23 protein-coding genes are annotated in these 26,745 nt (G+C 74.0%); 9 read left to right on the top strand and 14 right to left on the bottom strand.

The window, feature by feature from the left end; translation table 11 throughout:
- Positions 1-105: 105 nt before the first annotated feature.
- From AB0J86_RS12850 to egtA, 5 genes are all read right to left on the bottom strand, one after another.
- On the bottom strand, positions 106-693 hold the full coding sequence (locus tag AB0J86_RS12850; protein WP_363856480.1) for a TMEM165/GDT1 family protein: 588 nt from the start codon (positions 691-693) through the stop codon (positions 106-108).
- Positions 694-941: 248 nt separating this feature from the next.
- A complete protein-coding gene (gene egtD / locus AB0J86_RS12845) occupies positions 942-1,913 on the bottom strand; it encodes an L-histidine N(alpha)-methyltransferase (RefSeq protein WP_363856478.1) in 972 nt (323 codons plus the stop codon).
- Positions 1,910-2,731, bottom strand: coding sequence for an ergothioneine biosynthesis protein EgtC (locus AB0J86_RS12840; RefSeq protein WP_363856476.1), 822 nt, complete (start codon positions 2,729-2,731; stop codon positions 1,910-1,912). Before AB0J86_RS12840 ends, egtD begins: the two co-directional genes overlap by 4 nt.
- A 40-nt stretch (positions 2,732-2,771) precedes the next feature.
- Positions 2,772-4,067: an ergothioneine biosynthesis protein EgtB gene (egtB, locus tag AB0J86_RS12835; RefSeq protein WP_363856506.1), complete on the bottom strand. Its 1,296-nt coding sequence runs from the start codon at positions 4,065-4,067 to the stop codon at positions 2,772-2,774.
- 95 nt (positions 4,068-4,162) lie between these two features.
- Positions 4,163-5,398: an ergothioneine biosynthesis glutamate--cysteine ligase EgtA gene (egtA, locus tag AB0J86_RS12830; RefSeq protein WP_363856505.1), complete on the bottom strand. Its 1,236-nt coding sequence runs from the start codon at positions 5,396-5,398 to the stop codon at positions 4,163-4,165.
- 172 nt (positions 5,399-5,570) lie between these two features.
- On the opposite strand from egtA, the gene AB0J86_RS12825 reads away from it, so the two are divergent.
- The 3 genes from AB0J86_RS12825 (at position 5,571) to AB0J86_RS12815 (ending at position 9,025) form a co-directional block, all read left to right on the top strand.
- On the top strand, positions 5,571-5,891 hold the full coding sequence (locus AB0J86_RS12825) for a metalloregulator ArsR/SmtB family transcription factor (protein ID WP_363856474.1): 321 nt from the start codon (positions 5,571-5,573) through the stop codon (positions 5,889-5,891).
- A 139-nt stretch (positions 5,892-6,030) separates the two neighbouring features.
- Entirely contained in the window at positions 6,031-7,404 is a 1,374-nt protein-coding gene (locus AB0J86_RS12820) for a protein kinase (protein WP_363856472.1), read from the top strand.
- Positions 7,405-7,762: 358 nt separating this feature from the next.
- Positions 7,763-9,025: a nucleotide sugar dehydrogenase gene (locus AB0J86_RS12815; protein ID WP_363856470.1), complete on the top strand. Its 1,263-nt coding sequence runs from the start codon at positions 7,763-7,765 to the stop codon at positions 9,023-9,025.
- Between the two features lie 123 nt (positions 9,026-9,148).
- On the opposite strand, the gene AB0J86_RS12810 is transcribed toward AB0J86_RS12815, so the two are convergent.
- Together AB0J86_RS12810 and AB0J86_RS12805 are read right to left on the bottom strand one after the other, a co-directional pair.
- Complete coding sequence (locus AB0J86_RS12810; RefSeq protein ID WP_363856468.1) at positions 9,149-10,102, bottom strand: NAD-dependent epimerase/dehydratase family protein; 954 nt, start codon at positions 10,100-10,102, stop codon at positions 9,149-9,151.
- Complete coding sequence (locus tag AB0J86_RS12805; RefSeq protein ID WP_363856466.1) at positions 10,099-11,412, bottom strand: glycosyltransferase; 1,314 nt, start codon at positions 11,410-11,412, stop codon at positions 10,099-10,101. Before AB0J86_RS12805 ends, AB0J86_RS12810 begins: the two co-directional genes overlap by 4 nt.
- Positions 11,413-11,766: 354 nt before the next feature.
- On the opposite strand from AB0J86_RS12805, the gene AB0J86_RS12800 reads away from it, so the two are divergent.
- Both AB0J86_RS12800 and AB0J86_RS12795 read left to right on the top strand, forming a co-directional pair.
- On the top strand, positions 11,767-12,762 hold the full coding sequence (locus AB0J86_RS12800; protein WP_363856464.1) for a GDP-mannose 4,6-dehydratase: 996 nt from the start codon (positions 11,767-11,769) through the stop codon (positions 12,760-12,762).
- Between the two features lie 125 nt (positions 12,763-12,887).
- On the top strand, positions 12,888-13,352 hold the full coding sequence (locus AB0J86_RS12795) for a S26 family signal peptidase (RefSeq protein ID WP_363856462.1): 465 nt from the start codon (positions 12,888-12,890) through the stop codon (positions 13,350-13,352).
- Here the strand turns inward: AB0J86_RS12795 and AB0J86_RS12790 are convergent.
- From AB0J86_RS12790 to AB0J86_RS12775, 4 genes are all read right to left on the bottom strand, one after another.
- Entirely contained in the window at positions 13,335-15,248 is a 1,914-nt protein-coding gene (locus tag AB0J86_RS12790; RefSeq protein ID WP_363856460.1) for an ABC transporter ATP-binding protein, read from the bottom strand. The two genes, AB0J86_RS12795 and AB0J86_RS12790, sit on opposite strands and share 18 nt — an antisense overlap.
- Positions 15,245-15,775, bottom strand: coding sequence for a hypothetical protein (locus AB0J86_RS12785; protein WP_363856458.1), 531 nt, complete (start codon positions 15,773-15,775; stop codon positions 15,245-15,247). The genes AB0J86_RS12790 and AB0J86_RS12785 overlap by 4 nt, the downstream gene beginning before the upstream one ends.
- Before the next feature lie 48 nt (positions 15,776-15,823).
- Complete coding sequence (locus tag AB0J86_RS12780; protein ID WP_363856457.1) at positions 15,824-16,342, bottom strand: MauE/DoxX family redox-associated membrane protein; 519 nt, start codon at positions 16,340-16,342, stop codon at positions 15,824-15,826.
- Positions 16,343-16,404: 62 nt separating this feature from the next.
- The gene (locus tag AB0J86_RS12775) at positions 16,405-16,593 is read right to left on the bottom strand and encodes a hypothetical protein (protein ID WP_363856455.1); all 189 of its coding nucleotides are present in this window, start codon (positions 16,591-16,593) and stop codon (positions 16,405-16,407) included.
- 209 nt (positions 16,594-16,802) lie between these two features.
- Between AB0J86_RS12775 and AB0J86_RS12770 the strand changes: the two genes are divergently transcribed.
- Both AB0J86_RS12770 and AB0J86_RS12765 read left to right on the top strand, forming a co-directional pair.
- Complete coding sequence (locus AB0J86_RS12770) at positions 16,803-17,015, top strand: mersacidin/lichenicidin family type 2 lantibiotic (protein ID WP_363856453.1); 213 nt, start codon at positions 16,803-16,805, stop codon at positions 17,013-17,015.
- Complete coding sequence (locus AB0J86_RS12765; RefSeq protein ID WP_363856451.1) at positions 17,005-20,304, top strand: type 2 lanthipeptide synthetase LanM family protein; 3,300 nt, start codon at positions 17,005-17,007, stop codon at positions 20,302-20,304. Before AB0J86_RS12770 ends, AB0J86_RS12765 begins: the two co-directional genes overlap by 11 nt.
- Before the next feature lie 21 nt (positions 20,305-20,325).
- Here AB0J86_RS12765 and AB0J86_RS12760 read toward each other — a convergent pair whose 3' ends face one another.
- Both AB0J86_RS12760 and AB0J86_RS12755 read right to left on the bottom strand, forming a co-directional pair.
- Positions 20,326-23,016, bottom strand: coding sequence for a tetratricopeptide repeat protein (locus AB0J86_RS12760; protein WP_363856450.1), 2,691 nt, complete (start codon positions 23,014-23,016; stop codon positions 20,326-20,328).
- Positions 23,017-23,420: 404 nt separating this feature from the next.
- On the bottom strand, positions 23,421-24,005 hold the full coding sequence (locus AB0J86_RS12755; protein WP_363856448.1) for a sigma-70 family RNA polymerase sigma factor: 585 nt from the start codon (positions 24,003-24,005) through the stop codon (positions 23,421-23,423).
- A gap of 85 nt (positions 24,006-24,090) precedes the next feature.
- Here AB0J86_RS12755 and AB0J86_RS12750 point away from each other — a divergent pair, with 85 nt between their 5' ends.
- Positions 24,091-24,831 carry a zf-HC2 domain-containing protein gene (locus AB0J86_RS12750; protein WP_363856446.1) on the top strand — a complete coding sequence of 247 codons (741 nt, stop codon included), beginning with the start codon at positions 24,091-24,093 and terminating at the stop codon, positions 24,829-24,831.
- Between the two features lie 92 nt (positions 24,832-24,923).
- On the opposite strand, the gene AB0J86_RS12745 is transcribed toward AB0J86_RS12750, so the two are convergent.
- Positions 24,924-26,063: a phospholipase D-like domain-containing protein gene (locus tag AB0J86_RS12745; protein WP_363856445.1), complete on the bottom strand. Its 1,140-nt coding sequence runs from the start codon at positions 26,061-26,063 to the stop codon at positions 24,924-24,926.
- 297 nt (positions 26,064-26,360) lie between these two features.
- Here AB0J86_RS12745 and AB0J86_RS12740 point away from each other — a divergent pair, with 297 nt between their 5' ends.
- Entirely contained in the window at positions 26,361-26,567 is a 207-nt protein-coding gene (locus AB0J86_RS12740) for a hypothetical protein (RefSeq protein WP_363856443.1), read from the top strand.
- The last annotated feature ends 178 nt before the right edge of the window (positions 26,568-26,745 follow it).

Here is a 26,745-nt window from a genome sequence, read left to right as displayed (position 1 = left end):
ATCCTCCGGGTGGTCGGCCGCGCGGCGGCGCGGTTCAGCATTCACCGTAGGCATGCCCGCCGGCCCGGTCAGCGAAACCGGGGCATTGCCGCGCCCGGCGGCGGCTCAGGTCAGCTGCGACACGGCCTCCGCCACGAGCCAGATGCCGCAGATCGCGAAGAGCACCGCGGCGCCGTACGCGATGACCCGCTCCGGAAGACGGCGGCCGAGCATCCGGCCGACCATGATGGCGAGCGCGTCGGCGGCGACCATGCCGGCGGTGGAGCCGAGCCAGGTGCCGAACCAGCCGTGCTGGGTGGCGAGGGTGATCGTCGCGAGCATGGTCTTGTCGCCCAGTTCGGCCAGGAAGAACGCGACCGAGACGGCGACGACGGCCGAGCGGCGGGTCCGCTCGGCCTTGCGCTTCTCCTCCTCGGTGAGCTTGTCGCCGCGCAGGGTCCAGAAGCCGAAGCCGAGAAAGGCCAGGCCGGCGAGGAGCGAGATCCATCCGGTCGGCAGCGACGCCCCGAGCCCGACCCCGATGGCGACCGAGGCGAGGTGCACCAGCGCGGTCGCCGCGGTGATGCCGACGAGCACCGGCAGCGGCCGGAACCGAGTGGCGAAGGTGAGCGCCATCAACTGGGACTTGTCGCCCAGCTCGGCCACGAAAATGACCCCGAAACTGATCGCCAGCGCGGCGAGAAAACCGTCCATGTCGCCCTTTCCCGGTAAAACCGGGCCGGGGCATGAGCGACCTCGACCCGGCTTGACAGCCTGAGTCGAAGGTCTCGCCCGCCACACCCCGAGCTATCCCGGAGCGTGGCCACGTGGCCGGGCACCCGGAGGCGCCAGTGTGTCGACCACGACGTTGGGAGCTACTCCCCTTCGCGTGGGTCCAAGCCTAGCCGACGCCGCCGTCCGGCGATCATCCGCCCACCCGGGGATGATCGCCGGGCGGCGGCTCAGCGGACCTGGGCCAGGCTGACCGCGAAGAGCGAGTCGGCGTCGGTCCAGCGGGCGCGGGTCGCGAAGCCCGCCCGGTCGAGCTCGGCCTGGATGCCCTCGGGCCGGAACTTCGCCGAGATCTCGGTACGCAGCTCCTCGCCCTCGGCGAAGTCGACCTCGAGACCGAGATCGCGGACCCGGACCCGCTGCGCCCGCCGCGACCGCAGCCGCATCTCGATCCACTCCCGCTCGGCGTCCCAGAGCGCGACGTGGGCGAACGCGTCGGGGTCGAAGTCCGCGCCGAGCTCCCGGTTCAACACCCGCAGCACGTTGCGGTTGAACTCGGCGGTGACCCCGGCCGCGTCGTCGTACGCCGGCACGATCACCGCGGGGTCCTTGACCAGGTCGGTACCGATCAGCAGCCAGTCGCCGGCCTCCAGCGCGGCCCGCATCCCGGCCAGGAACGGGGCCCGCTCGTCCGGGGCCAGGTTCCCGATCGTCCCGCCAAGGAAAGCCACCAGCCGGCCGCCGCCGGCGGGCAGCCGGTCGAGGTGGCGGGTGAAGTCGCCGACGACGCCGCGCACCCGCAGCCCCGGATAGTCGGCCGCGATCTCGGCGGTGGACTGCCGCAGCGCGCTGATCGACACGTCCAGCGGTACGAAGGTGCCGAGCCCGCCGTGGCGGGAGAAGGCGTCGAGCAGCAGTCGCGTCTTGTCCGAGGAGCCTGAACCCAGCTCGATCAGCGTCTTCACCCCGGTGCGGGTGGCGATCTCGTCGGCGTGCTCGGCCAGGATCGCCCGCTCGGCGCGGGTCGGGTAGTACTCCGGCAGGCGGGTGATCTCCTCGAAGAGTTCGCTGCCCCGCGCGTCGTAGAACCACTTCGGCGGCAGGCACTTCGGCCGGGCGGTCAGCCCGACCCGTACGTCCTGGCGCAGCTGGCGGCCCAGCTGCTCCTCCTGCAGGTAGATCTCCAACGGTTCGGCACTCATCCGCTCGCTTCTCCCATCGGTTCGATCCGTACGCCTTCACCGGGGGTGGCGACCACGAGCCGGCCGTCCGGTACCGACCGCCAGCCCGGGTCCTCGTCGAGCGGCTCCGAGGCGATCAGCACCGACGCGCCGTCGTCCCGTACCGATAGCGCGTGCCCGGCCGTGCTCGCCACCGCCGTGGCCCCGTCGGTGAGCAGGAGGTTCAGCCGCGAGCCGGGCGCGGCGGCGGCCACCGCCCGTACCGTGGCGGCCAGCGCGGCGTCGGGTGGCTCGCCGCCGGCCAGCCGGTGGCGCAGCAGGGCCCAGACCACCGCCGCGTCGGTCGGCGCGTCGAGGGTGAGCAGGTCCCGGGTCGGCAGCCCGGCGGCGAGCGGCGCGATCGCGTCCGGCCAGCCACGGACCAGCCCGTTCATGCTGAACAGCCACGGTCCGTCGGCGAACGGGGCGGCCGCGGTCTCGACCACCGGCATGCCGACGGTGGCCGAGCGTACGGCGGCGAGCACCGCGCCGGCGGTGGTCGCCGCCGCCAGGGCCGGCAGCGCGACGTCGGTCCAGAGCGGCTCCGCCCGCCGGTACCGCAGCGGCGCGGCGGCTCCGGCTCCGGGGGCGCCGCCGGCTCCGGGGGCGCCGCCGGCTCCGGGGGCGCCGCCGGCTCCGGGGGCGGGGTACCAGCCGACCCCGAAGCCGTCCGCGTTGATCGTGCCGCCGCCCCGCATGTCCCGCGGTGCCCACGACTGGCGCGCCAGCGAGTGCGGCGGGTCGAACAGCAGCGCCGCCACGGTCACCGGCGGCCCCAGGTAGGCCAGGTGCCGGCACATCAGCGGCGACCGCCACGGCCGGCCCGGTTCGCGGTGCGCCTCATGCGACCTCGTCCGGCCGCAGGTCCCGGGCGCAGCGGAAGCCGCTGAAGATCTGCCGCCGGATCGGGTAGTCCCAGTTGCGGAACGTGCCCCGGCAGGCCGCCGCGTCGGTACCGAAGGAGCCACCCCGCAGCACCTGGTACGCGTCGCCGAAGAAGACCTCGGAATACTCCCGATACGGGAACGCCGCGAAGCCCGGGTAGCCGTGGAACGGCGTGGAGGTCCACTCCCACACGTCGCCGATCAGCTGGTGCACGCCGAGCGGCGAGGCGCCCGCCGGATAGGCGCCGACCCGGGCCGGCGCCAGGTGGCGCTGCCCGAGGTTGGCGTGCTCCGGCGTCGGGTCCTCGTCGCCCCACGGGTAGCGGCGGGACCGCCCCGTCGCCGGGTCCCACCGGGCCGCCTTCTCCCACTCGGCCTCGGTGGGCAGCCGCCTGCCCGCCCAGGCCGCGTACGCCTGCGCCTCGTAGTAGCAGACGTGCACCACGGGCTCGTCCAGGACCAGCGGCGAGAAGCGCCCGAACCGCAGGTAGCCCCAGCCGTCGCCGTCGCGCCGCCAGTGCATCGGCGCGCTCAGGCCGGCGGCCTGCCGGTGTGCCCAGCCCTGCGCGCTCCACCAGCGCGGCTCGTCGTACCCGCCGTCGGCCAGGAAGGCGAGGTACTGCCCGTTGGTCACCGGCGCCGCGTCGATCGCGTACGGGTCCAGCTCGACCCGGTGGGCCGGGCGCTCGTTGTCCAGCGCCCAGGGATCGGTGGAGGTGCCCATCGTGAACGGGCCGCCCGGCACGCGTACCTCGCCGCCGACCCGTACCACGGCGGGCGGGGGCGGCGGGGCGGTGAGCGCGGGCGGGCCCACCCGGAGCTGGTGGGTGGCGAGCATGGTCTCGTCGTGCTGCTGCTCGTGCTGCACGATCATGCCGAAGGCGAAGCCGTTCTCGACGAGCCGGCGCTCGTCGAAGCGGACACCGTCGAGCAGGTCGAGCACCTTGTCCCGGACGGTGACCAGGTAGGCGCGGGCCTCGTCGGGGCGCAGCAGCGGCAGTTGCGGCCGGTCCTTGCGGGGCTGCTTGAACGCGTCGTACAGGTCGTCGATGTCGCGGCGCACCGGCTCCCGGCCGCCCACGTCGCGGACCAGCCAGAGCTCCTCCTGGTTGCCGACGTGCGCGAGGTCCCACACCAGCGGGGACATCAGCGGCGAGTGCTGGCGCATCAGCTCGACCTCGTCGACGGCGTCGGTGAGCAGCGCGCTGCGCGCCCGGGTCCGTTCCAGCTCGGTGGCGATGCGGACGCGCAGGTCGCCGCCGTCGAACCGGGCGGGGGCGGCTCCGGCGGTCGATGCCTCGGCGGTCGGCGCTTGGATGGTCGGTGGGTCTTCCCGGGTCGTCTCGGTCACGGGTTTCCCCTCTCCGCGGCGGCGAGCCGCCGCTCCAGGATGTGCGAGATCTCCTTTTGGGTGGCCGGGGCCAGGTCGGTCCGGTCGAGCGCCCGCGCGGCCAGGTCGAACAGGGTGTTCGCGGCGGCGGCCAGGGCCGGGTCGGCCAGCCCGTGCCGGGCCGCGACGGTCCACCGGTCGGCCACCGGCGCGCTCGCCTCGCGGGCGAGGCCGAGCGTCACCGGGTCGCCGAGCAGCGCGGCGAGGACGGCGACCGGCGCGAGCCACTCGCCCGGCGGTTGGGCGTCCAGGTACCGGACCTCCAGGTAGCCGCGCGGGCGCACCGGCGGAAACAGAGTGCTGAGGTGGTACCGCAGGTCGTCGGCGGTGGGCGGCCCGGGCAGGGCCCCGCCGATCCAGTCGCGGAACGTCACCGCCGGCGGGGCGCTCCAGTTTCCGTCCGGGCGGCGTACGCAGAGCAGCGGCGCGTCCAGCGCGTAGCGGATCCAGGCGGCGACGGGGTCCCGTCCGCCGGTCGCGGGGGGCCAGACGGCCCGGGTGCGCGTCGGGTCGATCCGCTGCCAGGCGCGCATCCGCGCGGAGGCCCAGCCGGTGTCGCGGCCGGCGTGCCGGCGGGCGGTCGCGAAGGCGGCGAGCAGCGGCGGGCCGAGTTCGTGCACCGCGCACCAGCGTTCGACGACCTGCCCTGGCTCGCCCGCGTCGAGGCAGACCTGCAGGCCGGCGGTGCTGAACATCATGGTGCGCCCGTCCGGGCCGTCCCGGTCGAAGGCGGTGCGCATGGCGCGGTACCGGGGGGTCTCGACCGCGCTGCGCGGCGGCCGGTGCGGGTCGATGCCGGTGGTACCGAGGACGAGGCCGGCGGCGGCCAGCAGGGCGGTGAGGTGCCCGATGTCGGCGTCGGTGGTCTCGTGCAGCGCGTCGAGGCCGCGCTGCGGGGCGCTGGAGATTTCCAGTTGGCCGCCGGGTTCGACGCTGACCGTGCCGCCGTGCGGCAGCGGTCGGGCGGTGGCGGCGGGATCGAGGGTGGTGGGCGCGTACGGCCCGAGGGCGAGACGCAGCCGCTCGGCCCCGACGGGGCGGGTCGGGTCGACGGCGTCGTGGACGGTCCATTCCAGTTCCACGCCGGTGCGCACCGGCGGTCCGGTCTTGAAGCAGATCTTCGCGAGGTAACCCTCCGCCTCCTCGGAGTTGCGAAGAACCGCCGCGTTGTCGAGGTCTGCGGCTGTCACGATGCGGGACTCCCTTCCGCCCAGCCGTTCTTACCCGGTTGCCTCGTACCAAACCTACCCGTGAAGATCCGCCGGCTCGGTGACCTGCGGCTGAACCTCCCCGGTCCAGGGGTTGACGCCGACCCGGGGCGGGAACCGCACCAGGGATATATTCCGCCGCTGGTATGTTCGGGCGGTGGCCACCCCCTTCGACGTACTCGCCGAGCCGGTCCGGCGCCGGATCCTGGACCTGCTGCTGGAGCGACCCCGGCCGGTCGGCGAGCTGACCGACCGGCTCGGCCTCAGCCAGCCCGGCACCTCCAAACACCTGCGCGTGCTCCGCGAGGCCGGGCTGGTCCGGGTCCGCCCGGACGCGCAGCGCCGCTGGTACGAGCTGCGGCCCGAGCCGCTGGCCGAACTCGACGCCTGGCTCGCGCCGTACCGGCGACTCTGGGCCGACCGGCGCGACCCGGCGGAGCGGCACCCGGACCAGCCGCCGGACCAGACGACCGTGTGACCTGCGCCATATCAGGCCCCGGTCCGGCGGCGCCCGAACCGCACCGTCCACGTTGGACCGGCGGTCGCCGCAGCTGGCGCGCCGCAACCACACCGGTCCTCGCTGCATACCGCGCAGGCCGGATGGGTACGGTAATCCGGTGCTGTCCTCAGGAGCCATACTCAGCGAGCGCTATCGCCTGGAAGACCGGATCGCCATCGGCGGCATGGGCGAGGTCTGGCGCGCGACTGACGTGGTCCTCGGACGCGAGGTAGCGGTCAAGATCCTGCTGCCCAGCCTGCTGGCCGACCCCAGCTTCATCGCCCGGTTCAACGGCGAGGCGCGGATGATGGCGACCCTGCGCCACCCCGGCATCGTGCAGGTCTTCGACTACGGCGAGGACACCCTCGCCGACGGCGGTCGCGCGAACTACCTGGTGATGGAGTTCGTCAACGGCGAACCGCTCTCCAAGCGCATCGACGCGGCGGGGCGGCTCGGCGTCCCGGAGACCCTCGGCATCGTCGAGAAGGCCGCGCGGGCCCTGCACGGGGCGCACGGGGCGGGCATCGTGCACCGCGACGTCAAGCCGAGCAACCTGCTGGTCCAGCCGAACGGCAACGTGGTGCTGGTGGACTTCGGGGTCGCCCGCTCGTCCAACATCACGAGCGTGACCAGCACCAACGCCGTACCGGGCACGGTGCTCTACATGGCGCCGGAGCAGGCGACGGGCAAGCCGGTCTCGGCCGCGACCGACATCTACGCGCTCGGCGCGGTCGCGTACTGCTGCCTCGCCGGGCACCCGCCGTTCCACGGGGAGAACCCGCTCGAGGTCGCCGTGAAGCACCTGCACGAGGACCCGCCGCCGCTGCCGGACGAGGTACCGCCGCCGGTCCGCGACCTGATCGCCCGGGCGCTGGCCAAGGACCCGGCCGAGCGGTACCCGGACGCGGCCGCCTTCGCCACCGCGGCCCGCAAGGCCCGGACCGCGCCGGCGACCGCGGCGACGACGGCGCTGGTCGGCGCGGCCGCCCCGGTCGCGGCCGGGGGCGCCGCCGTACGAAAGGCGGTGGCCCGGGACAGCAACACCCTCTCCGAGATGCCGGTGACGCCCCAGCGGAGCGGGCGCTCCCGTGGGCCGGCGGCGACCGTGGCGGGCGTCATCCTCGCGGCGCTGCTCGGGCTCGGCGCGCTCGCGGCCGTGCTCGGCTTCGGCCGCGACCACGACCGGCCCGAGACGAACTCCCCCGCGCCGACGGGGTCGGCGACGGCGCCGGCGGCGCCGCAGGAGTCGGCGCCGGGCGACGACGACGCGCCGACGTACCGCGAGAGCGGGCCGACGCGGCACGCCACCGAGCGCACCGGTCAGCCCTCGGTCACGCCGACCGCGCCCTCCCAGGAACCGAGCCAGACGCCGAGCCGTACGCCGTCGAAGTCGGCCACCCCGAGCCAGACGACGTCCAGCGACGCGCCGCCCACCGAGCCGCCGGCCAGCCCGGGCGGCGAACGGCAGGACGCCGGCGGGACGCGACGCTGACCACCCGGCCGGCGCCACGGCCCCGGCCGTAGCGGCCCGCGACGCTGACCACCCGGCCGGCGCCACGGCCCCGGCCGTAGCGGCCCACGCACCCTGACCGGGGCGTCCGAGGCCGACCCGCGCCCACACCGACCCGCGCCCACACCGACCCGCCGGATCGCCGGTCACCATCCGTGGCGTCGTCGCTGCGGCGCGTCGTGGCGCGCCTCCCACGGACCGACCCGGGGTGGTGCAACGATCGGCGCGCTCGCGCGTTACCGCAGGTCAGCACGTATGTCGAATTAATGCCTTTTTGGGGTTATCGGGGGGAAAACCCCCTTAGGGTGGGGGTTACCTCATTCATTCAGCAGGAGCCGACATGCGCGCTGAGAAGCTAGTCGTCATCGGTCAGGGCTACGTGGGACTGCCCCTGGCGGTGCGGGCCGTCGAGGCCGGATTCGACGTCGTGGGGCTCGACGTGGACGCCAGCCGGATCAAGCGACTCTCCACCGGGGAGTCCTTCGTGGAGGACATCTCCTCCGCCCGGCTCGGCGCCGCGCTGGCCACCCGCCGCTACCTGCCGAGCACCGACTACGCGGATGCCCAGGGGTTCGACATCTGCGTGATCAGCGTGCCCACGCCGCTGCGGGACGGTGCGCCGGACCTGAGCTACGTGGAGCAGGCGGGCAGCGCGCTGGCACCGTACCTGCGGCCGGGCTGCACGGTGATCCTCGAGTCGACCACCTACCCCGGCACCACCGAGGAGCTGCTGCGACCCCTGCTCGAAACGGCGAGTGGACTGCAAAGCCCCGGCGACTTCCACCTCGGCTACAGCCCCGAGCGCATCGACCCGGGCAACGCGATCTGGCGGCTGGAGAACACCCCGAAGGTGGTTTCCGGCGTGGACAGCGCCTCGCTGGCCCGGGTGGACGACTTCTACCAGCGGATCGTGGAGCGGACCGTGCCGGTCGACTCGACCCGGGTGGCGGAGCTGACCAAGCTGATCGAGAACACGTTCCGGCAGGTCAACATCGCCCTGATCAACGAGCTGGCGGTCCTCTCCAACGAGCTGAAGATCAACGTCTGGCAGGCGATCGACGCGGCCAGCACCAAGCCGTTCGGCTTCATGCCGTTCCGTCCGGGCCCCGGTGTCGGCGGGCACTGCCTGCCGATCGACCCCTGCTACCTCTCCTGGCAGGTCAAGCGGACGCTCGGCCGGCAGTTCCGCTTCGTCGAGCTGGCCAACGACGTGAACCACGGAATGCCCGAGCACGTGGTCCAGCGACTCATGGTCGGGCTGAACGAGCGGGGCCGGGCGCTGAAGGGGTCCCGCCTGCTGCTGATCGGGCTCGCGTACAAGCGGAACACCGGCGACATGCGCGACTCCCCCGCCGTCGACGTGGCCACCCGGCTGCGCGGGCTGGGCGCCGAGGTACGCGCCGTCGAGCCGCACGCGGAGCTGCACCACATCCCGGCCGGCGTGACCGTCGTGAACCTCACCGAACACGAGGTGCGCGCCGCCGACGCGGTGGTGGTGGTCACCGACCACGACAGCCTCGACTACGAGTTGCTGGTGCGCTCGGCGCGCTACGTCTTCGACACCCGCAACCGGTGCAGCGGCCGTAACGTCGAGCACCTCTGACCCGTCCCGCCCGTCCCGCCCGTCATCCCGGCTCAGCGACGGGACGAGGGTGACCGGCGGGGGTTGACCGGTCCCGGTCCCGGTCCCGGCCCTGGGTCGGGCCGCGACCGGGACCGGGACCGATCAGGCCATCGCCGCCGGCGCGTACCGGGACAACTCCTGGTACCAGCGGACCGTGGCCGCCAGCCCCTCGTCGAGCGGTACCGGGCGCACCGTCGGGAAGAGCGTGCTCAGCCGGGTGTGGTCGGCCTGCGACTCGCGTACGTCGCCGACCCGGGGCGCCACGTGCTCGACCTCCACCGGGCGCTCCAGCACCGCCGCGAGGCGGTCGATCAGCGCGAGCAGGGAGACACGGTTGCCGTACGCCAGGTTCACCGGCGTCTCCGAGGTGACCCGGCGGATCACCGCGTCGGCGAGGACCTGGGCGACGGAGCCGACGTAGGTGAAGTCCCGGCTCTGCGTGCCGTCGCCGTGCACGGTCAGCGGGGCGCCGCGCAGCGCGGCGTCGATGAAGGCGGGAATCACCGCCGCGTAGGCGTGCCCGACCGACTGCATCGGCCCGTAGACGTTGAAGAAACGCAACGCGAGGGTGGGTACCCCGAAGGCCGAACGGTAGGCCAGCACCTGTCCCTCGGCCGCGAGCTTGCTCGCGGCGTACGGGCTCATCGGCCGGGTCGGCAGGTCCTCGTGCTTCGGCAGCGCCGCCACGGAACCGTAGACCGACGACGAGGAGGCCGCCACGACGTAGGTGCCGGCGCGGCGGCAGGCCTCCAGCACGTAGAGGGTCCCGGTCGCGTTCGCCTCGTGACTGGCGACGGGGTCGGCCAGCGAGCGCGGTACCGACGGACGCGCGGCCAGGTGGACCACCGCGTCGACCCGGTCCACCAGGCCGTCGAGGAGATCCCGGTCGAGGATCGAGCCGGTGACCAGCCGGGCCGGCAGCCCGGCCAGGTTCTCCACGAAGCCCGTGCTCAGGTCGTCGAGCGCGATCACACTCTCGACCTCCGGGCGGATGGACAGTTCACGGCAGGTGTTGGCGCCGATGAAGCCGGCGCCGCCGGTGACGAGGACCCTCATCGGCGTCCCCCTCCTTCGTTGACGAGTTCGTTCACTGGTGGGATCGGTTCGGACGGGCGCGCGGCCCGGCCGGACGGTTCGGGCGGACGCGCGGGCCCGCCGGACGGTGGTGCCCCGGCCGGCTCAGCTCGGAGCGGGCGCGTGGCGCGCTCCGGGCGCCGGGCGCGGGCGGCGCCCGCGCGAGCCGCCGTCAGCCGGTCGTACAGGTCGACGGTGTCGGCCACCAGCCGGCTGGTGCAGAACCGGCGGCTGGCGTCGGCCCGGGCGGCCCGCCCCATTCGCCGGCAGAGTTCGTCGTCGCGGAGCAGCCGCAGCACCGCCCGGCTCAGCTCGGCCACGTCCCGGCCGGCGAGCAGCCCGGTCTCGCCGTCGCGGATCACCTCGGCCACGCCGCCCACGTCGGTGGCGACCGCGGGGCGTCCCGCCAGGGCCGCCTCGATCACACAGACCGGCATGCCCTCGTTGTCGGAGGTGAGCAGCAGCAGGTCGGCGGCGGCGTAGACCGTCTCGACGTCGGCCCGCCACGACAGGAAGGTCACGTCCAGCCCGCGCGCCTCGGCCGCGGCGGCCACCGCGTACTGGCGGTCTCCCCCGCCGCAGACCACGAACCGGGCGTCCGGTACCACGCGGCGGACCTGGTCGGCCACGGCGAGCCAGCGGTCCAGCCGGCGGACCGGGGCGAACCGGCCGACGTACGCGACGACGGGACCGGAGCCGGGCAGGCCGAGCATCCACCGGGCCGCGTCGCGCGGGGGCGGCGGCGGCAGGCTCACCCCGGGCGGTATCACCGTGTACTGCCCGGGCCGGCCGATCCCGGCGGCGAGCAGTTCGTCGCGGACCCGGGCGCCGACCGAGACCAGACCGGGGGTGACCACGGCCAGCGCCCGCTCGGCCCGGGTCAGCGCGTAGGTGCCGGCGACCGAGAAGTAGCCGTGCAGCAGGTGACCGTGGAAGGTGTGCACGCGTACCGGGACGCGGCAGCCCGTCGCGGCCATCCGGCCGAGCGCCCCGGCCGTCGTACCGTGGGTGTGCACCACGTGCGGCCGGAACTCCCGCATCGCGGCCACCAGGGCGGCCAGCGCCCGGACCGCGTCGGTCGCGCGTGGACCGCCGAGCGAGGGCACCGGTTGCACCGGTACGTCGCCGGCGCGCAGCCGCCGGTAGTCGCCCTCGCGGGGATCCGGCTCGCCGGCGTAGAGCCGCTGGTCGAACCGGCCCGGGTCGAGTCCGCGCATGAGCCCGGTGACCTGTCGGGCGGGACCGCCGACGTACATCCGGGCGATGATCCGCATGACCCGCAGACGTTGCATGTGTCAGTCCTTCCCGGCCCGCGGGTCAGCGGTAGGGAGCCGGACCTCGGGTGCCGAGGTCTCGCAGTCTCCCGAACACCCCTCCGTTATACCCCGATCACTACCAATACGGGTCGTATCGCTACAGATCGGAGGAACCGGTATATCGGCCGCGCCGGCCGGCGGGTTCACGCGAAATCCATTCACGACCCGGGTAGGGCGGGAATGCACGGCGGCAAAACTTCCACGACACCCTGATTTCCGACAACGCCAATTGTCGCCGGTCCGATGGAAGCACCCCTATCGTGTCGGAGGGCTCGAAGTCGCACCGAAACAAAATCGCCCACCCCCAGCGATCACACCGAGGAGACGACTATGCGGCGGAGGACGGTTCTGGTCACCGGAGGGGCTGGATTTATCGGCTCCCACCTGGTAGACAGGCTACTGGAGCGGGGCGACCGGGTGGTCGTGCTCGACAATCTGTCCACCGGGCAACTATCCAACCTGGAACGCGCCAGCACGAATCCGAACTTTCACCTGGTGCAGGGTTCCGTGCTCGACGAGTTGGTTGTCGACGAATTGGTGCACCGGTGCGAAACGGTCGTACACCTGGCCGCCGCGGTCGGCGTGAAGCTCATTGTCGAGCAGCCACTCAAATCACTCACCACCAATATTCGGGGCTCCGAGATCGTGATCGAGGCGGCCCACCGCTACCGCCGGAAGATCATGGTGGCGAGCACCTCGGAGATCTACGGCAAGAACTCGCGCGGACCGCTGACCGAGAACTCCGACCGCATCCTCGGCAGCCCCGCGGTCGTGCGCTGGGCGTACAGCACGGCGAAGGCGGTCGACGAGCTGCTCGCCAACGCGTACCACCGGGAGCGGGCCCTGCCGACAGTGGTGATCCGGCTGTTCAACGTGGTCGGCCCCCGGCAGAGCCCGGCGTACGGAATGGTCGTCCCCCGGCTGGTCCGCCAGGCGCTGCGCGGCGAGCCGCTCACCGTCTTCGGCGACGGCAACCAGACCCGCTGCTTCGCGCACGTGTCGGACGTGGTCACCGCGCTGACCACGCTGCTCGACGCCGAGGCCGCCGTCGGGGAGACGTTCAACGTCGGCTCGCCCGAGGAGATCAGCATCCGCGACCTGGCCGAGCGGATCATCTCGGCCACCGGCAGCGACTCGGCGGTCCGCCTCGTCCCGTACGACGCCGCGTACGGCGCGGGCTTCGAGGACATGGAACGCCGGGTGCCCGACATCGCCAAGCTGCACACCCTGACCGGCTGGGCGCCGACCCGGGGGCTGGACCAGATCCTCCGGGACACGATCGCCGAGGCCAGGGCCGAGGCGTCCAGCCAGCTCTCCGCCGCCTGACGACCCGGGTCCGGGTCGGCGCATACGGCGCGCATGCGCCGACCCGGGAAGGGCGCCCCGACGACCGTCGACCTCCCTAGAATCTGTGCATCCGACGGGCCCGGTACGGGCCGGACAGACCCGGGGTGTTCGTGCTGATCGGCGCAGTTGCCCTCGCGTTCGCCGGGGCGGTGGGGACGGCGGTGCTGGCCCGCCGCCGCCTCGTGGCGGTGACCGTCGAGGGCAACAGCATGTCGCCCGCCCTGCACGACGGTGACCGGGTGCTGGTGGCGCGCCGGCGGCTGCCCCGGGTCCGGACCGGCGACATCGTGGTGGTCGAACGCCCGCGGCCGGGCAGCGGCTGGCGGGACCTGCCTCCACCGGGCCAGCGGCTGCCCGACCGGCAGTGGTACGTCAAACGAGCGGTCGCGCTGCCGGGCGACCCGGTGCCCGCGCGGGTACGGGTGGCCGCGGAGGCCGACGTCGTACCGCCCGACGCGCTCGTCGTCATCGGCGACAACCCGAACAGCAACGACTCCAAGCAGTGGGGCTTCTTCCCCGCCGACCGGCTGCTGGGGGTGGTCGTCGCCCGGCTACCCGGACAGCGCTGAACTGGCGGCCGGGTCCGGGCCGCCGGTGCGGTCCCCGCCGCCGAGGCCGTCGGCGCAGTCGCGGGACCGGTCCCGGTCGCCGGCGCCGTCGGCGTAGCCGCGAGACTGCAACCGGAACAGCCGGGCATAGGCACCGTCGAGCGCCATCAGGGTCGCGTGGTCGCCCGACTCGACCACCTCGCCGCCGGCGAGCACCACGATCCGGTCCGCCTCGCGTACGGTGTTCAGCCGATGCGAGATCAACAGACTCGTCCGGCCCGTGCGGTGCCGCCGCAACCGGGTGTGTACGTCGTGCTCCGCCTCGGCGTCCAGACCCGAGCTGGGCTCGTCCAGGATCAGGAGGTCGCACGCGTCGCGCATCAGCGCACGGGCCAGCGCGAGCCGCTGCCACTGCCCGCCCGACAGCAGCACGCCGGTGGTCGGGTCCGCTCCGTCGGCGGCGCTCACGAACAGGCGGCTGAGCAGCGTGTCATAGCCGTGGGCCAGTTTCGTGACCGTCTCGTGGACGCCCGCGTACCGGGCCGCCGCGACCACCCGCCCCCGGTCGTCGACCGCGTCGAGGTCGCCGAGTGCGATGTTCTCGGCGGCGGTCAGGTCGAAGGCCATGTAGTCCTGGAAGACCACGCCGATCCGGCGCCGCAGCTCTGCTATCTCCACCGCGCGGAGGTCCACCCCGTCCCAGAGGATCGCGCCGCGCTGCGGGTCGTACAGCCGGCACAGGAGCTTGACGAGGGTGCTCTTTCCCGCGCCGTTCAGGCCCACCAGCGCCAGGCTGCCGCCGGCCGGGATGGTGAGGTCGACCCCCGCCAGCACCCAGGGCTGGTCCTCGGCGTACCGGAACCACACGTCGCGCAGTTCGATGCCGCGACGCAGCCGGGGCAGCGGACGGGGGTCGGCCGCGGCCGGGAGCCCGGGATCCAGGTCCAGCACGTCGAGGTAGTGACCGAAGAGGCGCAGCGCCGCCCGGAGCGCGCCGAAGTGACCGGCCAGGGTCCCGAGTCCCGCCTGGACGGCCGCGACGGCGGCGACGACCACGGCGACGCTGCCGATGCTCAGCCGGCCGGCGGCGGCGGCGCTCACCGCCCAGAAGAGTCCCCACCCCGCCACCACCGCCGACCCACCGGCGAGCGCGACCTGGGCGAGCAGGGTCCGCCGGTCGAGCCGCCGCTCGGCCGAGTTGATGCCGACCAGCTCCCGGCGCATCCGGCCGTGCAGGAAGCCGCCGAGCCCGAAGATCCGGATCTCCTTGGCGGCCTGCTGGTCGGTGAGCAGCGTCGCGAAGAACATCCGCCGGCGGCTCGCCGGGCTGAGCGTCTCGGCGAGTTCCGCCTCCCGGCCGCCGAGGCGCAACCGGACCAGCAGCCCCGGTGTCGCCGCGACCACCACGACGGCCGCCAGCCCGGGCAGCAGCAGCGCCAGCGTGACCAGGAAGCTGGCGAGCGTGATGGCGGTCTGGCCCACGCCCAGCGCGGTGACCAGCAGTTCCCTCGGCGTGTTCGCACCGGACTGCTCGGCCAGCCGCAACCGGTCCAGGAAGGCGGGCTGCTCGAACCGGGCCAGGCCGGTGAAGGAGTTCACGGCCGCGTACAGACGGTCCTGCGCCCGCAACCGGGCGCGCCGGTTCAGTTCGTCGTGCGCGTACCGCTCGACGGCGGGCAGTACCGCCGCGAGCAGGCCCACCACGACGAGAGCGCCGACGGTCGCGCCGAAGGGTTCCCCGCCTGCGAGCTCGTCCACCACCCGCCCCATCAGCCCGGCCGTCGCCACCGGCAGGACCCCGCCGAGTACGGCGAGCCCGGCGGCGAGGCAGGTGATCCCGGCACCGGCGTTCCAGGCCAGCCCCGCCGCGGCGGCCGCTCGCCGGACGGCTCCGCGGCTCGGGGCGGCGACGGTCACGGGGTGGCCGGCACGGGCAGCTCCGCGACCTCGTGCGTCCCGACCAGGACCCGACCGTCGGGGCCCAGCGCGTAGAAGGTGGGGAAGCCGTTCACCGCGAACGACTTCGCGACCGGGCCCAACTCCGGCTCCACGACGACCTGGCCGACGTCGCGCAGGGCGGCGACGAACTCGGACGCGTCGTCGGCCGCGCCCTCGACGACGACGAGCACGTCGGAGCCGTTCACCGCCGCCGCCCGGACGTGGTCGCGGAACGAGGGCAGCTTCTCCCGGCACGGGGCGCACGTGGTGGAGAAGAACGCGACGAGGGCGGCGGGCGCCACCACGGGCGTACCGGTGACGGTCGTGACGCCGGTCAGCGCGGGCAGCGGGGACCCGGCGGGCAGGAAGGATGAGCCGGTCCCGCTCCGCACCTGCCGGAGCGTTTCGGTGTGCTCCCGCAGGCGCCGGATGACGCCGACGGTGAGGAGCAGGTTGAGGCCGGCGACGATGCCGACCAGGACGAGGGCCGCGACGACGTACGGCATCAAGGAACTCCCGGATCTCGATGGGTCAGGGCTGGGTCGGGCCGTGTCTCAACGGCCGGGGGTGAACAGCTCCACGAGGTCGTCGGCGGTGGTGACGAGCAGGGCGGCGACCCCGGCGGAGAGCAACGCGACGACGGCGCCCGCGGGCGGTACCCCGGCTCCCGCGCCGCCCAGGGTCGCCGCCGCCCCGGTCCCGGCCAGCGTCGCCAGCAGGATGTTGCGCACGACGTGGCGGACCGCGAGCGGGCGTTCGACCCGGCCGAAGCAGCGGCAGCTGGCGGCCGTACCCCGCGCGACGACGATCGTCACCGCGCCGGTGAGCAGCGCGAGCAGCGCCGCGGCGACGCCGAACGCCAGCACCGGACGCCAGCCCGAGCCGAGCAGGACCGCCACCGCCGCCTCGGCGGCGACGGCCACCGGCGCGACCACCCCGGACCAGTTCGCCGGCAGCAGCCGCATGGCGGCCAGTGCTGCCACGAAGCCGCGGTAGTCACGCAGCTTCGCCACCACCGCGACCCCGAAGACCAGGGCCAACGCGGCACGGCAGCCGAGCGCGAGATACGACATGGGGATCCCCACCGGTGAGGGCGGCCGTGCCGCGACCGGGTGGCCCGGCACGGCCGCGACGGTCAGACCACGTAGCAGGGGCCGCAGCTGGACCGGCAGTTGCAGTCGTAGCAGCACTGCCGGACCTTGCCAGGACCGCAGCCCGACGAGGTCTGCCAGCACTGGAATGCCTGGTCACAGCAGGCCCCGGCGACCGCCTTGGGCACGAAGAAGCTGAGTAACCGGTCACCGATCGTACCGATGCGTCGCATCGCCGTTCTCCTTCCCCGATGGATGAACGGGCCGTCCGGTGCCCGGCGCGCTCGAGCGGTACGGCCCGATCGGTGACGCTACGTGGCGTCCGTATACACGGGCATACATCACCAACCGGCGGGCATGGATTTACCTGCGCCGATGCAGTTGATTACGAGCCATGGACAGTCGTCCAGCGCGAGGCTGGACGCCGACCGAGAGGATCGCCATGCCCACCCTGGACGTGGTACGCGCCTGGACCGATCCGCGGTTCCGCGCGACGCTCAGCCCGGAGCAACTCGCCGCCCTGCCGCCGCACCCGGCCGGCGATCTGAACGCCGAACTGGCCGAGCTGGTCGAGATGTACGAGGCGTGCAGCACGTACATGACGCCCTGCAACACCGGGCCGGCCAGCACCGGTCCCGCGTGCTGTGCCTGTTGACCTCACGTCGGCGGATTCCGCGTTCGCGGCGGCGCTGACCATCTCGGAGCGGCGGGGCGGGCCTCGACGCGCCGATCCGGGCGGGCCGGCCGGAGCGGACGACACCGGTCCCGGTGACGACGCCCGGCAGCGGCTGCGGGAGTGGCGTACGGCGGTCTCGTTCGACCAGGTCGGGCCGGACAGCGCCGAGGGCGGGTGGCTCTGGGCCACCCGCCTCGCCGCGGCGGGACTCGACGAGCCCGCCCTCGCCGCGCTGCTCGCGGCGGAGGACGACCCGGACGCCGGCGGGGCGGTGCCGCCGTGGGCGCGGGAGCTGGCCGGCTGGTACGCCGATCCGGACAACGAGCTGGTCGACGCCCCGGCCGGTTGGGGGACGGAGTTCCCGTTCCTGGCCGCCGCCGAGCCGATCGCCGCGGTGATGCTGCGCCGGCTGGGCGGGTACCTGGCCGGGCGCGAGGGCACGTTCGCCGATCCGGCCGGGCTGCCGGCCGCCCTGCTGGCCGGCGGGCTGCTGCCCCGGCTCAACGCGATGCTGTGCCGCACCACGCTGTTGGAACTCGCCGTCGCCCGGGTCGGCGGCCGGCTCTCCGGCGGTACGCCCGCCGAGCGGCTGCACGGTTTCCTCGCCGAGTTGCGCGACCCGGCGCGACGCTGGTCGCTGCTGTGCCGGTACCCGGTGCTGGCCCGGCAGCTCGTACTGGTCAGCCGAGCCTGGCTGACCCAGACGACCCGGTTGCTCGACCGGGTGGCGGCCGACCTGCCCGCCCTGGCGGAGGAGTTCGCGGGCGGGGCCGATCCCGGCCGGGTGGTGGAGGTGACGACGGGCCTCGGCGACCACCACCGCGGGGGCCAGTCGGTGGCGATGGTGCGGTTCGCCGGCGGGCTGCGGGTGGTCTACAAGCCTCGGCCGGTCGGCGTGGACGTACACTTCCAGCGCCTGCTCGACTGGGTGAACGCGCGTACCGAGGGGATGGGTCTGCGTGCCCCGCGCTGCCTGGACCGGGGCGGCTACGGCTGGGCGGAGTTCGTGACCGGGCGGCCGTGCCGCGACGCCGCCGAGATCCGCCGCTTCTACCGTCGCCAGGGCGGCCTGTTGGCGCTGCTCTACCTGGTGCGCGCCACCGACTTCCACGGCGAGAACCTGATCGCGGTCGGCGACCAGCCGGTGCTGGTGGACCTGGAGACGCTGTTCGAGCCGGGCCTGCCGCGCCTGACCATGGTCGGCGAGTCGGGCGCCGAACGGGCCGTCGCCGAGCTGACCACCGGCTCGGTGCTGCAGGCCGGCCTGCTGCCCACCGGTGCCTGGCAGACCGCGCAGGGCAACGCGGACCTCAGCGGTCTGGGGTGGAGCCCGGGCCAGCACTCGCCCATGCGGCTGCCCTACCTGGACGCCGAGGGCACCGACACGATGCGGATGCGGATCAGGCGGCAGGACCTCGGCGCACCCGCGCACCGGCCGGTGGCCGGGGACGCGGAGCTGCGGCTGCTGGACTACGGCGACGACGTCTCGGCCGGCTTCGCCGAGGTGTACCGCGCCCTGCTGCGGCACCGGGCCGAGGTGGCCGAGGTGTTGCGCGCGTTCGCCGGCGACGAGGTCCGGGTCCTGATCCGGGACACGGTGACGTACGCGATGCTGCTCGACACGTCGTTCCACCCGGACGTGCTCGCCCGGGGGCTGGACCGGGAACGGCACTTCGACTGGCTCTGGCGGGACGCGGTGTACCGCCCCGGGCTGGCCGGCGTCGTCGAGGCGGAACGTCGTGACCTGTGGCGCAACGACGTACCGGCGTTCTCGGCCACCGTCGGGGGTACGGTGCTGCGCGACAGCGCCGGAACACCGCTGCCCGACGTACCGCTGGAGCCCGGTCTCGACCGGGCGCTGGCCACCCTGGCCGGGTTGAGCGAGGCCGACCTGGCCCGGCAGCTCTGGCTCGTGCGCTCCTGCATCGCCACCAACGCGCTCCAACGCGGCGAGACGCAGGTCTACACGTACTACAGGTTCCGCCCGGCCGAGCGGACGACCGGGCCGGAGCGGCTGCTGGCCGGCGCGGCCGACGTGGCGCGGCGGCTGGCCGAGATCGCGGTGCGCGCCGACGGCGAGGCGTTGTGGGTCGGCCCGCACCGGAACCGGCCGCGCGTCTGGTCGGTCGGCGCGCTCAGTCCGAGCATGTACGACGGCCTGCTCAGCATCGCGTTCTTCCTCGGCTACCACGCCGAGGCGAGCGGCGACGACGGCCTGCGGAGGCTGGCCCGGGAGGCGGCGGCCTCGGCCGTACGGCAGATTCGCCGCCGGGCGCTCCGCCGGGTACATCCCACCGCGACCGCCGACTTCGGCGGCCTGTGCGGACTCGGCGGCATGGTGTACGCCCTCACCCACCTGGGCGCGCTCTGGGCGGACCCGCGACTGCTCGGGGAGGCGCACGCGTTGGCCGCCCGGATCGGCCGCACCATCGAGCAGGACACCGAGTTCGCGGTGACCGACGGGGCCGCCGGGTCGCTGCTCGCGCTGGCCGGGCTCCACCGGGTGGACGGCGCCGGCGGCACCCTCGACCTGATCCGGTCGGCCGCGGACCACCTGCTGGCGAACCAGCGGCCGTACGGCACCGGCGCGAGCTGGTTGCCCCGGCTGATGCGGGAGAACGGGCTCGCCGGCCAGCCGCTGGCCGGCTTCGCGCACGGTACGGCCGGGATCGTCGCCGCCCTGGCGACGGCCGCCCGGGTGCTCGGCGACGAGCGGTACCTGGACGCGGCGGCGCGGGCCGTCCGCTACGAGCGGGAGCTGTTCGACCCGGCGATCGGCAACTGGCGGGACGTACGGCAGGCCGCCGAGCCGACCGCCACGGTGCGGATCGAGTCCGAGCGCGACGTGACGACCGACCGGGTGGCCTGGTGCCACGGTGCGCCGGGAATCGGCATCGCCAAGCTGCTGACCATGCCGGTGCTGGACGATCCGGTGCTCCGCACGGAGCTGGACGTCGCCGTGCGGACCACGGTCGACCGGGGGTTCGGGTACGGGCTGTCCGTGTGTCACGGCGACTTCGGCAGCCTGGAGCTGCTGCTGCTCGCCGCCCGGCAGCTCGCCGACCCGACGTTGGACCGGCTGGCCCGGCAGCACGCCAGCGGGATCATGGACACCATCGACGAGCGGGGCTGGCTCCTCGGTCTGCCGCGCGGTGTCGAGATCGCCGGGTTCTTCTCCGGCATCGCCGGCGTCGGGTACGGCCTGCTGCGCGCCGCCGACCCGGACCGGTTCCCGTCCGTGGTGGCCCAGGAGCCCCCGCGAGGATGACCGACCCGCGACCCGGTGCGGTCAGCGGACGCGCGCGGCCATGGCGTCGCGCACCGCCTCCGTGACGGCCAGCTCCAGCCGGTGGTCCGTCTCCCGGTACAGTCCGACCGCGTCGTCGATCCACCGCCGCGCCGCGGCGACGTCGCCGGCCTCCAGCGCCACCCGGGCGAGCACCCGCAGCGCCGTGGCCTCGAACGGCCGGTACCCGGACGGCAGGGCCAGCGAGAGCGCCTGCCGGGCGTAGTGCTCGGCCAGGTGGTGCCGGCCGAGCCCCAGGCACGACTCGGCGACGCCGAGCTGCACCAGCACGGTGGCCTGGCGGCTGCCCGTCTCCTCGGCCAGCCGCAGCGCGCGCCGCTGCAACCAGAGCGCGAGCCGATGGTTGCCCAGCCCCTGCCGGACGACGGCCAGCGCGTGCAGGGCCAGCGCCTCGGCGTGCCCGTCCCCGGCCCGGCGCAGCGCCGCGACGGCGGTACGGGCGTACGCGAGCGCCGGCCCGGGGCGGCCGAGCAGGAACTCCACCCGGGCCAGCTGGGCCAGGGTGGCCGCCTCCCCCTCGACGTCGTGCAGCTCCTGGTAGATCTCCCGCGCCGTGGTGAGCCGGCGCCGGGCGCCGTCGAGATCGCCCCGGTGGTGCTGGAGCACGCCGAGGTTGAGCAGCGCCGACGCCGCCCCGCGCCGGGTCTTCTGCTCGGTGTGCTGGTCGAGGGCCATCCGCAGCTGCTCCTCGGCCAGGTCCAGCCGCCCGCGGAGGATGTGGATCGCGCCCAGGTTGTTCCGCCTGATCGCGGCCTGGCCCGGCGCGGTCGACGGATGCGGCACGTCGTCGAGCGACTCGGTGAGATACCGCACCGCCCGCTCGACCTCGCCCAGGTAGGAGTGGCTCACCCCGAGGGCGTTCAGCGCCGCCGTGCGGCCGGACGTCCAGCCGGCCTCGACGCCGAGCCGCAGCGCCTGCTCGCAGTGCTTGATCGCGGCGTGGTAGTCGCCGACGCTGACGTAAGCCAGCCCGAGGCTCAGGTGCGACGCGGCCTGCGCCGCCAGGTTTCCCCGCGTCTGCGCGGCCGCCAGCGCCGCGCGCGCCACCCGCTGCCAGCCGCCCATGTCCCGGCAGGACATGAAGTGGCCGCGCAGCGAGGAGGAGAGCAGCCAGCTCACCTCCACCGGCCCCTGCCGGGCGGCCGAGGTCGCGACCACGATCAGGTTCTCGCTCTCGGCGGTCAGCCACCGTACGGCGTCGCCGGGCGAGTCGAACCCGACCCCCTCGAAGGGCGGCACCGGCAGGCGCGCGAGCTGGGGATAGAGGATACGGGCGGCCGCCTCGGCGTGGTGCAGGTACGACTCGTAGGCCCGCCGCAGCGCCGCCGACCGCTCGGCGGCCGGCTCGACCTCGGCGCAGCGCGAGCCGGCGTACTCGCGGAGCAGGTCGTGCATGCCGTACCGGTCGTCGTCGAGGCGGTTCACCAGGTGGCTGTCGCAGAGCCGGTGCAGCAGCGTCTCGGCGAGCGGCACGGTCACGCCGGCGAGCGCGGCCACGGTCGGGGCGTCGAAGGCCGCCACCGGGAGCAGCCCCAGCAGCCGGAAGAGCCGCTGCGGCGTGGGCTCCAGACCCGCGTACGAGTGCGCGAACGCCACGTCGAGGGCGGACTGCGGATCGCCGGGGACGCCGAGGGTGGCCAGCCGGTCGCCGGTGCGCAGCCGGTGCACGAAGTCGGCGATCGGTGACCGCGACCGCTGGTTGATGGTGGCCGCCGCGATCCGCAGCGCGAGCGGCAGCCGGCCGCACATCCGGATCAGCTCGTCGACGGCCTCGCCCTCGCGCCCGACCCGGTCGTCGCCCATGATCCGGGCGAGCAGTTGGACCGCCTGCTCCGGACCCAGCTCCGGCAACTCGATGCCGTGCGCGCCGTCGCGTACGGTCAGCCCGACGAGCCGCTCCCGGCTGGTCACCACCACCGCGCTGCCCGCCGCGCCGGGCAGCAGCGGGCGTACCTGCTCCGCCGAGGCGGCGTTGTCGAGCAGTACCAGCAGCCGCCGGTCGGTGGCGAGCGAACGGAACAGTCCGGCCGCCTGCTGCTCCTCGGCCGGTACCTGCTGCGGCGCGACGCCGAGGGCGATGATCAGGTGCTGGAGCGCCTCCACCGTCGAGAGCGGCATCCCCGGTCCGTACCCCCGGAGGTTCAGGTAGAGCTGGCCGTCCGGGAACCCGACCCGCGCCCGGTGCGCCCAGTGCACGGCGAGCGCGGTCTTGCCGACCCCCGCCATGCCCGAGATCACGCCGATCGGGGCGGTGCCGTTGCGGCCCAACCGGTCGAGTTCGGCCAGCTGCGCGGTACGCCCGACGAAGCCGGGCACGTCGGCCGGAAGCTGTTGGGGCACCACCGCCAGGGCGTTCGGCGCGACGGGGGTACGCGCCGGGCCGCCGGCCTGCGCCAGCGCGTCCCGGGCCGCGGTCCAGTGCCGTACCTCGGACTCGGGCAGCCCGCACGCGCGGGCGAGGGCGGCGACCACCTCCCGCCGGGGCAGCGTGCTCCGGCCGAGCATGGAGGCGAGCGTGCTCACCGGCAGGACGTCGCCGGCGCCCCGCGCCCGGGCGGCGAGCTGACGGTAGGTCAGTCCCGACCACTGCCGCAGGTCGCGCAGCGCCGCGACGAACTCCCCCGCGCCGGTGATCCCCTCGGGGCTCGGCGCACCGCCGCCGGTCTGGGTCACCTGCTTCCCCGGCACACGGTCGACAGCATCCGCCGGCACAGGATCGACGACGCCCGTCGGCCTGGGATCGACGGTACCCGTCGGCGTGGGATCGACGGTGCCTGTCGGGGCGCCACGGGAACGGCGGTCACGCCCTGAACCCTAGCCAACCAGGGCGAGCGGGATGTACGTCGCGCTGGCCCAGCGGCGGTCACACCGCCCGGCCGGAGCCGGGTTCCACCCGTCGAAGCGTCCATAGTAGAGACACGCGTGAGGGGCCGATCCGGTTGCCGCCGCGTTTGCCGGCCCGCCACCGCGCGGGCCCGGCGGCGTGGCCGGTGGCCCGCAGCCTCCGGCCGGCGCGGCAGCGGCGCCACCCCGGCCAGCGCGCCCCGCCCGTCGAAACCAGCGCCTGCCCGGGCGTTCTAGCTGGTGGCCCGCAGCCCTCGGCCGGCACGCCCCCGCCCGTCGAGGGCGACCACCAGGTCCTCGCGGGCCCGGGCGACCCGGGAGCGGATGGTGCCCACCGGGCAGTCGCAGACCTCGGCCGCCTCCGCGTAGCTCAACCCCACGATCTGGGTGGCGACGAACGCCTCCCGCCGGTCGGCCGGCAGCGCGTCGAGCAGTTCCCGCAGCAGCACCCCGTCCTCGAACCCGCCGCCGCGCCGGGCCTGCGCCGCCTCGGCCGCCGCCTCCCAGTCGCTGAGTACGGCGGTGCGGGGCCGGGCCGCGGCCGACCGGACATGATCGGCGGCGACACGGCGCGCGATGGCGAGCAGCCAGGTCTTCGCCGAGGAGCGGGCGGCGAACCGCGGCAGCGCGCGCATCGCCCGCAGGTAGGTCTCCTGGGCCAGGTCCTCGGCCTCCTGGGCATTGACCAGGTGCGCGAGGAAGCGGTACACGTGGTGCTGGGTGGCCCGGACGAAGGCGGCCGCCGCGGTCCGGTCACCCGTCTTCGCCGCGAGCGCCCATCCGGTGATGTCCGCTTCGTCCGGCGAAATCTGCTGCATGCCCGAAGGCTATCGGGTCGTCGCGGCCCGTGGCGACCGCCACCCCGCCGGGAACTTTCCCGGGCGCGCATCCGACTATTGCGGTGTGCGGTGTGAGCAATGCAGGGAAGTAATATCGGCAGGTCTCGATGGTGAGGACGATCCGGTCGAGCGGGCCGACGCGGAGGCGCACCTGGTCGGCTGCGCCTCGTGCCGGCGGTGGCGGGACGAGGCGGTCGCGGTGACCCGGCTGGTCCGTACCGGCCTGGTGGACGCCGGTCCCGGGGTCGACGAACGGGTGCTCGATGCCGTCCCCCGCCGGCGACGCGAACGGGTACGCCCGCTGCTCCGGATCGGGCTCGGCGGGCTCGGCGTGGTCCAGCTCGTCCTCGGCCTACTCCAGGTGCTCGGGTTCACCAGCGGACACGTGCACCCGGGGATCGGCGCCCCGAACCACCTCTGGCACGAGTCCGCCGCCTGGAATGTGGCGGTTGGTGCCGGTTTCGTGTGGGTTGCCCTGCACCGCAGCCGACCCAGCGGCATCCTGCCGACCCTGACCGCCTTCGTCGCGGTCCTCGGCCTGCTCTCCGTCAACGACGTGCTCGCCGGCCGGGTCGACTCGGTACGGCTGCTCAGCCACGGGTTCCTGCTGGCCGGTTACGTGATCATCCTGGCGCTCTCCCGGCGCGGCCTCGATCCGGGCGAGCCGCCGGCCGGACGCCGCGACGGGGCCTCCCGGTGGCGCGTCCGGTTCGACGAGGAGCCCGCCGCGCCCGAGCCGCCCCGGCTGCGGCTGCTTCCCCCCACGCCCGGCCAGGCACACGCGAGCGTCCGCCGCGCCGCCTGACCGCCGCGCCGCCCGACGGTCGATCTAGGGCAAATCCCCGTTAGTTGATCTCTATTCACGAGGATTTGCCCTAGATCGCGGAGGGGCCGGGGTCAGGACGAGGCGGCCGCGCGCATCGCCCAGAAGTTGCTCCGGTACTGGTCGTGGATGGCGGCGGACTCGACGCGTACCATCGCCTCGTCGTTCTCCCGCAGCGCCGCGTTGCTGTAGTTGTGGCTGCCGGTGACCACCCACTTGCTGTCCTTCTTACCGGCGTACGTGCCCTCGATCAGCATGTACTTCGAGTGCACGATGTAGTCGCCGTCGATGTGGTACAGCACGATCCGGTCGTGCCCGCTGAGGTAGCTCAGGCTCCCCGCGTCCAGCGTCGTGTAGACCACCTCAATCCAGCACTTCTGGTCGGCCAGCTCGCGCAGCTTGCGGGCGATGCCGTCCCGGCTGAAGTACCACATCCCGATCCGGATGATCGTCCGGCCGGTCTCGGTACCGGTCGAGGTGTTGCCCTCGCAGGTCACGTTCTCGTTGAGCATGTTGTAGATCGTGTCGGTGTCGGCGGTGGTACCGGCCCGGGGGAAGAAGTACGCCTTCGCGTTGCCGCTGCCCACCGTGGTGTAGTAGTCGTTCGTCTTCGCCTTGGCGGCGAGGTCGTCGAAGTAGTCCAAGTACGCGTTGTAGAGCCCGGTGTTGCCGACCAGCGTCACCGCGTTGTTCCAGTACTTGGTGGCGTTGCTGACGGTGAGGTTCGCCGAGCTCTGCACCACCACGTTGGCCGAGCCGTTCGTGCTGGAGAAGAGGTAGAACTTGTTGTGCATGATCGGCGTACCGAGGTTGCCGATGCAGGCGGCGTTGGCGGTGCAGAGCGTGAGCCAGGACGGGTTGGCGCGGTTGGTACCGAGCGCCGCCGTCAGCGACGTGGTCGCCGCCGTGCTGGCCGAGCTGTAGTCCAGCACCACCCGGACCCTCACGCCGCGGGTCTTGGCGTCCGCCAGATCGGCCGCCACGCTCGTGTCCTCGAAGTGGTACAGGGCCATCGAGATGGTCGAGCCCACGGCGGCGCCCTGGATCAGCGACCGCACGTGGTCGCGGATGGCGTACTGCTGCGCCGGCACCTCCGGGTTGTTGAAGACGGCGCCGCTGACCACGGCGGCCGACGCGGGCCCGGCGGGCACCAGCAGGCCGGTCGCCACGGCGAGGGCCGCGACGGCACCGGACAGTATTCGACTTCTACGCATTGACGCTCCTTATCCCCGTTGGATCATGGGATGATAGTCGGCTTCGATCTCCCGCAGGGGGCGGTCGCCGCCCGCCCGGAGAGCACGGCCCGCCCGCCGCGCGGTCCACGCCGGACCCTCGCCCCGGGGCCGCGGTCGAGCCGCCCCGCCACCGGGGCCGCCGCCGCCCGGCGTGCGGGCACGTTTCGGCGTGCCGTCGCGCCGGGTATCACTGCCGGCGTACCGGGTGGACGGCCGGTGGCGTAGCGCGCAGCGACGGCCGGCCCCTGGACGGGCTCTCGAATCCAGGAGGCGGAGATGCGTGGCGGATCGATCGGCGGAGCAATCCTGCTCGTCTGGGTACTCATCGGCGTACTGGCCGCGGGGCAGCGCGGTTACTTCAGCCGGGACAACGACAACTGCGCGGAGGCCGGTACCACCCTCGTGGCCATCGTCGCCGGTCCGCTGAACTACGTCGGGCTCAACCCGAAGGTCAAGTGCGAGGTACCCCAACCCTCCGAGTAAGCCCTCGACGCGCCCACCGTACCGACGCCGCGGCCGGAGGACAGCGAGCCGCACCCGCGATCCGAGCGCCCGTACACCGACGCCGGCCAGATCGCTGAACGCGGGCGGCTCGCGCGTCGTCGAGATCGAGCCGGCCGAGAGTGCGGGATCGGGGAATGGCGTGGCTACGGGCCACTCG

This window comes from Micromonospora sp. NPDC049559, assembly GCF_040676675.1.
In the GTDB taxonomy this organism is placed as follows: domain Bacteria; phylum Actinomycetota; class Actinomycetes; order Mycobacteriales; family Micromonosporaceae; genus JBFAPK01.
Note: the sequence above shows the minus strand (reverse complement) of the source record. Positions and strands in the feature narration are given on the sequence as shown.